At 68.2% G+C, this 6,829-nt stretch carries 8 protein-coding genes and 1 pseudogene; 5 read left to right on the forward strand and 4 right to left on the reverse strand.

What is annotated here, in order from left to right:
• Positions 1–12: 12 nt before the first annotated feature.
• From mpl to I73_RS00600, 4 genes are read right to left on the reverse strand one after another with little or no spacing between them, the layout of a single operon-like run.
• Entirely contained in the window at positions 13–1,377 is a 1,365-nt protein-coding gene (gene mpl, locus I73_RS00585; RefSeq protein ID WP_022978839.1) for a UDP-N-acetylmuramate:L-alanyl-gamma-D-glutamyl-meso-diaminopimelate ligase, read from the reverse strand.
• Between the two features lie 41 nt (positions 1,378–1,418).
• Entirely contained in the window at positions 1,419–2,258 is an 840-nt protein-coding gene (locus I73_RS00590; RefSeq protein ID WP_022978840.1) for a D-hexose-6-phosphate mutarotase, read from the reverse strand.
• Entirely contained in the window at positions 2,255–3,580 is a 1,326-nt protein-coding gene (gene hemL / locus I73_RS00595) for a glutamate-1-semialdehyde 2,1-aminomutase (protein ID WP_022978841.1), read from the reverse strand. Before hemL ends, I73_RS00590 begins: the two co-directional genes overlap by 4 nt.
• On the reverse strand, positions 3,537–4,514 hold the full coding sequence (locus I73_RS00600) for a bifunctional hydroxymethylpyrimidine kinase/phosphomethylpyrimidine kinase (RefSeq protein ID WP_022978842.1): 978 nt from the start codon (positions 4,512–4,514) through the stop codon (positions 3,537–3,539). The genes hemL and I73_RS00600 overlap by 44 nt, the downstream gene beginning before the upstream one ends.
• Positions 4,515–4,694: 180 nt before the next feature.
• Between I73_RS00600 and I73_RS00605 the strand changes: the two genes are divergently transcribed.
• From I73_RS00605 to I73_RS00625, 5 genes and pseudogenes are all read left to right on the forward strand, one after another.
• Complete coding sequence (locus I73_RS00605; protein WP_022978843.1) at positions 4,695–4,847, forward strand: rubredoxin; 153 nt, start codon at positions 4,695–4,697, stop codon at positions 4,845–4,847.
• A gap of 68 nt (positions 4,848–4,915) precedes the next feature.
• The gene (locus I73_RS00610; protein WP_304607939.1) at positions 4,916–5,329 is read left to right on the forward strand and encodes a PleD family two-component system response regulator; all 414 of its coding nucleotides are present in this window, start codon (positions 4,916–4,918) and stop codon (positions 5,327–5,329) included.
• 70 nt (positions 5,330–5,399) lie between these two features.
• Entirely contained in the window at positions 5,400–5,765 is a 366-nt protein-coding gene (locus I73_RS00615; RefSeq protein ID WP_022978845.1) for a PleD family two-component system response regulator, read from the forward strand.
• 10 nt (positions 5,766–5,775) lie between these two features.
• Positions 5,776–6,297 carry a chemotaxis protein CheW gene (locus I73_RS00620; RefSeq protein WP_022978846.1) on the forward strand — a complete coding sequence of 174 codons (522 nt, stop codon included), beginning with the start codon at positions 5,776–5,778 and terminating at the stop codon, positions 6,295–6,297.
• A 48-nt stretch (positions 6,298–6,345) separates the two neighbouring features.
• Positions 6,346–6,829, forward strand: a pseudogene (locus I73_RS00625) (hypothetical protein); the annotation flags it as partial.

Consider the following 6,829-nt stretch of genomic DNA (forward strand, 5'->3'; position numbering starts at 1 on the left):
GCCTGCCCGGCTTCAGGCGGCCTTCTGCGCCAGGGCGGCGAGCAGCTTCTCGTGGATGCCGCCGAAGCCGCCGTTGCTCATGCACAGCACATGGTCGCCCGGGCGGGCGGCCTTGACGATGGCAGTCACCATGGCGTCGATGGTCTCGCAGACCTGGGCCTGGGCGCCCATGGGCGAGAGGGCCTCGCGCGCATCCCAGCCCAGGCCGCCGCTGTGGCAGAAGGACAGGTCGGCCTCCTCCAGCGCCCAGGGCAGTTGGGCCTTCATGGTGCCCAGCTTCATGGTGTTGCTGCGCGGCTCGAAGGCGGCCAGGATGCGCTGGTCCAGCCCCACCTTGCGGCGCAGGCCGTCCAGCGTGGTGCGGATGGCGGTGGGGTGGTGGGCGAAGTCGTCGTAGACCTTCACCCCGCCGGCCTCACCACGCAGCTCCAGGCGTCGGCGCACGTTCTGGAAGCGGCCCAGCGCGGCCGCGCTGACCTCGGGCGCCACGCCCAGGTGCTCGGCCGCGGCGATGGTGGCCAGGGCGTTGAGCTGGTTGTGTTCACCCAGCAGGCCCCATTCCACACGGGCGATCTTCATCGCGCCGCGCAGCACGTCGAAGGCATGGGGCTCGCCGCGTGCGCGCAGCGTGCCCGGCTCTTCCTTGCGCGCGCCAAAGCGCTGCACCTGGCTCCAGCAGCCGCGCGCCAGCACCCGCTGCAGCGCCTCCTCGCGGGCATTGACCACCAGGCAACCGGTGGACGGCACGGTGCGCACCAGGTGGTGGAACTGGGTCTCGATGGCGGCCAGGTCCGGGAAGATGTCGGCGTGGTCGTACTCGAGGTTGTTCAGGATGGCCGTGCGTGGCCGGTAGTGCACGAACTTGCTGCGCTTGTCGAAGAAGGCGGTGTCGTATTCATCGGCTTCGATGACGAATGCCGCCCCGTTTCCGAGCCTTGCGGAAACGCCGAAGTTTTGCGGCACGCCGCCGACCAGGAAGCCCGGCTGCAGGCCCGCGTCTTCCAGCACCCAGGCCAGCATCGAGGTGGTGGTGGTCTTGCCATGGGTGCCGGCCACGGCCAGCACATGGCGGCCTTGCAGCACATGCTCGGCCAGCCACTGCGGCCCACTGGTGTAGGGCAGGCCGGCGTCGAGGATGGCCTCCATCAGCGGGTTGCCCCGGGTGACCACGTTGCCGACCACGAAGAGATCGGGCTGGAGCGACAGCTGTTCCGGGCCGAAGCCTTCGATCAGCTCGATGCCCAGGGCCCGGAGCTGGTCGCTCATCGGCGGATAGACGTTGGCGTCGCAGCCCGTGACCGTGTGGCCGGCTTCGCGCGCCAGGGCTGCCAGGCCGCCCATGAAGGTGCCGCAGATGCCCAGGATGTGAATGTGCATGGCGAAAAGGGGTGGTGCAGGCGCGGGGCGCCCGCGCGGGTTCAGCAGGTGAAGCTCTGGCGGCCGGCCCACTCGTCCCCAGGGACGAGGGTGATGGGCTCGCGCACGCAGGCGGCTTCGACGCACAGCATGTGCTGCCAGTCCTCGGCGGGCAGATCCGTCAGCTTGGACGCGCCTTCGGGGCCTGGGTTCCAGACCACCACATCCTCGAAGTCGCTCAGGCTGATGAGCAGCTTGCGGCCCAGCTCGCGCAGGATCAGCTGGCGCGGGGCCTGGTGGTAGACGCGGTCGATGGCGCCGATGACCGCAGTGACATCGCCCCACTGGTCGCCCTCGACGCCCAGCAGTGCATCCTCGTAATGGCAGCCCTGCAGGCCCTCGAGCTGGGCCTTTTCGACGTTCTGGCTGCGCAGATAGGTGTGCAGCGCAGCGTGGAAGTCGAAGCTCGTCTCACCGGTGTTGGTGATGCACAGCTCGATGTCCAGGTCGCGTCCGGCCACGCTCACCGTCACCTCGGCGGTGAAGCCGTGGGGCCAGTGGGCGCGGGTGGCCATGTCGTCGGTGAAGCGCAGCGTGGCGATGGCGTGCTCGCCGCGCACCACCGACTGCACCGGCGTCCAGCTGCGGCTGCGCACCAGGCCGTGGCGGGGCAGCGGGCCGCGCTCGTTGAACTGCGGGAAGATCACCGGCACGCCGCCGCGCACCGAGGCACCCACGCCGTAGCGGGCGGTGGGCGACAGGTAGAGCTGTTCTTCGCCGCCGGCCGGCACCCAGGACACCAGCTGGCCGCCATGCAGCAGCACGGTGGCCTGCGCGCCGTCGGGCGCGCGCAGGTGGAGGGCGGGTTGGCCGCGGAACTCGGTCAGACGGATGTCGCTCATGCTTGTGCCAGGACGTCCTGGGCGGCGGCGAGGGTGGCGTCCAGGTCGGCGTCGCTCAGTGCGGCGCTGGTGAAGCCGGCTTCGTACAGGGCCGGAGCCAGGTAGACGCCGCGCTCGAGCATGCCGTGGAAGAAGCGGTTGAAGCGGGCCTGGTCGGTGGTCATGACCTGCTGGTAGTTCTGCGGCAGCTCGGGCATGAAGAAGAAGCCGAACATGCCGCCTTCGCTGTCCACGCTGAAGGGCACGCCCGCGGCATCGGCCGCGGCCTTCAGGCCGGCCATCAGGCGCCGGGTCTTGGCGTGCAGGGCCTCGTGGAAGCCGGGCTTGGAAATTTCCTTCAGGGTGGCCAGGCCGCAGGCGGTGGCCACCGGGTTGCCCGACAGGGTGCCGGCCTGGTAGACCGGGCCCAGCGGGGCCAGGTTCTGCATGATGCGCCGGCTGCTGGCGAAGGCCGCCAGCGGCATGCCGCCACCGATGACCTTGCCGAACACCGAGATGTCGGGCGTGAAGCCGGGGATGGCCTTGGCATACAGGCTCTGGGCCGAGCCCAGGGCGACACGGAAGCCGGTCATCACCTCGTCGAAGATGAACAGCGCGCCGTACTGGTCGCACAGCTCGCGGATGCGCTTGACGAAGGGCACGCTGGCCCGCACGAAGTTCATGTTGCCGGCGATCGGCTCGATCATCACGCAGGCGATGTCGTTGCCGTGGGCCTGGAAGGCGGCCTCGATCTGCTCGACGTTGTTGTACTCCAGCACCAGGGTGTGCTGCACCACCTCGGCCGGCACGCCGGCGCTGGTGGGGTGGCCGAAGGTGGCCAGGCCCGAGCCGGCCTTGACCAGCAGGGCGTCGGCATGGCCGTGGTAGCAGCCTTCGAATTTGATGATCCTGCTGCGGCCGGTGGCACCGCGCGCCAGGCGGATGGCGCTCATGCCGGCCTCGGTGCCGGAGGAGACCAGGCGCACCTGCTCGATGCTGGGCACCAGGCCGATGATGGCCTCGGCCAGCTCGACCTCGCGCTCGGTCGGGGCGCCGAAACTGAAGCCTTCCCGGGCGGCCGACAGCACGGCCTCCAGCACGGCCGGATGGCCATGGCCCAGGATCATCGGGCCCCAGGAGCCGATGTAGTCGATGTAGCGCTGGCCGTCGGCGTCCCAGATGTAGGCGCCTTCGCCGCGGGTGATGAAGCGGGGGGTGCCGCCAACGGCGCGGAAGGCGCGCACCGGCGAATTCACGCCCCCGGGGATGGACTGTTGGGCCCGTTCGAACAGTTGGGCATTAGTGGACACGGCGGCGGCCTCCGGGCGCGGCAGGGGGTTCATCGGGAAAGCTGGGGGTGGGGCCGGGCGGATTCGGCTCGGGCGCGCCCTCGGCGGCTTGTTCATCTTCCGGGGGCAGGGCCCAGAAGAAGCGGTCGGGAATGACGTGGCCCATGCCGGGGCGGAAGCCGGCGTCCAGGCTCTGGTCCAGGAACTGCAGGGCTTCGCCGGTGGCGGCCTGGATCTCGGCGCCCACGGCCAGCAGGGCGGCCAACGCGGCGGACAGCGTGTCACCCGCGCCGACGAAGCTCACGTCGAAGAGCTCGAACTTCTCGCCGGTCAGGGCGCCCTGGGCCGAGGCCAGCACGTTGTCGATGAACTGTCCGGCCTTGGCCGGCAGCATCACACCCGTCACCAGCACATAGCGGGTGCCGTGCTCGGCGGCGGCCACGGCCAGTTCACGCGGCGAGGCGGGCCGCTCGGATTCCCATTCGGGCAGCAGGAAATCGGTCAGCGTCTTGTGGCTGCCCACCAGCACCTCGGTGGCCGGCAGGATCAGCTCGCGGAAAGCGTCCAGGTAGCTCTGGTGCTCGTCTTCTTCCAGCCAGGAGAGGTTGGGCAGGTAGGACACCAGCGGCAGCTCGGCGTAGTCCGAGAGGATCTCGGCCACCGCGCTGACGTTCTCGGCGGAACCTAGGAAGCCGACCTTGAAGGCGCTGGCGGTGACGTCCTCCAGGATGCTGCGGGCCTGTTCGACCACCGCGTCGCCTTCGATCAGGTGCTGGTCGAAGACTTCGGCGGTGTCGCGCATCAGCAGCGTGGTCACCACCGGCAGGGTGTGGGCGCCCATGGCGGAGATGGTGGCGATGTCGCCCGCCACGCCGCCGGCCCCGCTGGGGTCGCCGGCATTGAAGCTCATCACGCAGGCGGGCGAGGCGCCGGCCTCCTGGGCAGTGCCTTCGGGAGTGGAGGCGTCGGGGGGGGATTCAATGTTCATGGCAGGGGCCGGTCGAGGAAATGGGCAGCAAGCAGTCCGGCCGACGCGGGATCGCAGGACGCGTCAGGATGATGTTGCGCAAGTGTCGATAAAACCTTGTCGTAACCTTGCATCCCATCGCTATACTCGTGCGGATTGTAGTGATCTGGCTTGGATACCGTGAGCGAAAACACAACCTGGATGTGCCTCATCTGCGGATGGATTTATGACGAGGCTGCCGGTGATCCCGAGCATGGCATTGCCCCGGGGACCAAATGGGAGGACGTGCCCATGAACTGGACCTGCCCCGAGTGCGGCGCGCGCAAGGAAGATTTTGAGATGGTTCAGATCTGATCTGCCCCGCCATGTGCGAGGGCCGGTCGGTCAGACCCGTTGGGATGTAATTCGTTAAGGGGCGCGAGGTGACGGATTTGGGTCTGACGCAAACTGCGTCGCCAACCACCCGGGTGCTGGTGATTGACGACAGCAACACCATCCGGCGCAGTGCGGAAATCTTTCTGCGCCAGGGTGGTTACGAAGTGATACTGGCCGAGGATGGTTTCGATGCCTTGGCCAAGGTCAATGATTTCGAACCGGATCTCATCTTCTGCGACATCCTGATGCCGCGGCTCGATGGCTACCAGACCTGCGCCATCATCAAGCGCAACCCCCGGTTCGCCCAGGTGCCGGTGATCATGCTGTCCTCCAAGGACGGGGTGTTCGACAAGGCGCGTGGCCGCATGGTCGGTTCCGACGATTACCTGACCAAGCCTTTCACCAAGGACCAGTTGCTGCAGGCGGTGGCGCATTTCCGTGCGCTGGCCGTGCAGCGGTGATGCCGGCCGCGGCGTTTGCGACCGTTGAGGTGTGCTTTCCCGTGGCGGTGCTGTTTTGCAGGGTAGCTTCATGAGCATCCAGAACATCCTTCTCGTCGACGACTCGAAGACCGAGTTGCATTACCTGTCGGACCTGCTGACCAAGCGCGGGTTCGTCGTGCGGACGGCCGAGAGCGGCGATGAGGCCCTGCGTCGCCTGTCCGAAGGCAAGCCTGACCTGATCCTGATGGACGTGGTCATGCCCGGCACCAATGGCTTCCAGCTGACCCGCACCATCACCCGCGACCCCCGGTATGCGGACGTGCCGGTGATCATGTGCACCAGCAAGAACCAGGAGACCGACCGGGTCTGGGGCTTGCGCCAGGGCGCGCGCGACTACGTGGTCAAGCCGGTCGACGCCGATGACCTGATGGCCAAGATCCAGGCCCTGGGCTGAGCGGCAGGCGATGTCCAACAAGGAAGCGCTGCGAGAGCTCCAGGTCCGGCTGGCCAGCCGGTTGCAAGCTGCCCGTGAACGGCCCCGCGAGGCCGGTTGGCTGGCGGTGGAGTGCGCCGGGGCCGGCCTGCTGCTTCCCTTGGGGCAGGCCGGTGAGATCCAGTCCCTGCGCGATGTGACGCCGGTGCCCCATGCGGCGCCCTGGCTGGTCGGGGTGGCGAATGTGCGCGGCCAGCTCAACGCGGTGATGGACCTGGCGGCCTTCCTGGGCCTGCGTGAGCGGGGTGCCGGTGCCCGCAGCGGCCAGCTGGTGGTGTTCAACCCGGGGCTGCGCGTCAATGCGGCCTTGCTGATCGACCGGCTGCTGGGCTTGCGCGACAGCGAGCAATTGCAGCGCGTGACCGACGTCTCGGGTCCCCGCCCGGCCTTTGCCGTGCGTCAGTGGCGCGATGGACAGGGGCGGGTCTGGGATGAACTGGATCTGGCGGCCCTGGTCCAGGATCCGCTCTTTCTTGAAGTGGCCACCAGTTGACGTCGTGGCTGCCCTGTCGTGATTCGAGGCATTCCCTGAGAGGATGAGATGAGCCTGCTCGATCAGTTGAAGAACAAGTTTGCCGCCCGGTCGGCCTCTCAAGAATCGGAAGCCGCAGAGTCTCCCGCTCCGGCGGTTGCATTGTCAGCAGATGCCGATCACGAGGTCGATCGCCTGCTGGCGCAGATTGATCAACGCCTGGAACAGTCCGCCGGTGCGGCCGAGGCCCCATCCCCGGCGGCCCCCTTGATGCCGGAATCGGACGACCCTGCGCTGTCGCAGCTGTCGGCGCCGGTTTCCACCTTCGGGGAGGAATCCACGGGCCTGCCGCTGATCGGCCGTCGTCCCCTCTATGAGCAGCAGCGCCTGTTGCTGACCATGGTGGGTGCGGGGGCGGCGGTCTTCGTGATCACCGGGGCCCTGTCGCTGGGCGCTGCCAACCGCCAGGCCGGCCAGCTGTCGGCCACTGGCCAGGCCCTGATGCAGTCGCAACGGCTGGCCAAGTCGGTGTCCCAGGCCCTGGTGGGTAGCC

It is taken from the genome of Ideonella sp. B508-1, from assembly GCF_000333615.1.
Classification (GTDB): Bacteria; Pseudomonadota; Gammaproteobacteria; order Burkholderiales; family Burkholderiaceae_C; genus Ideonella.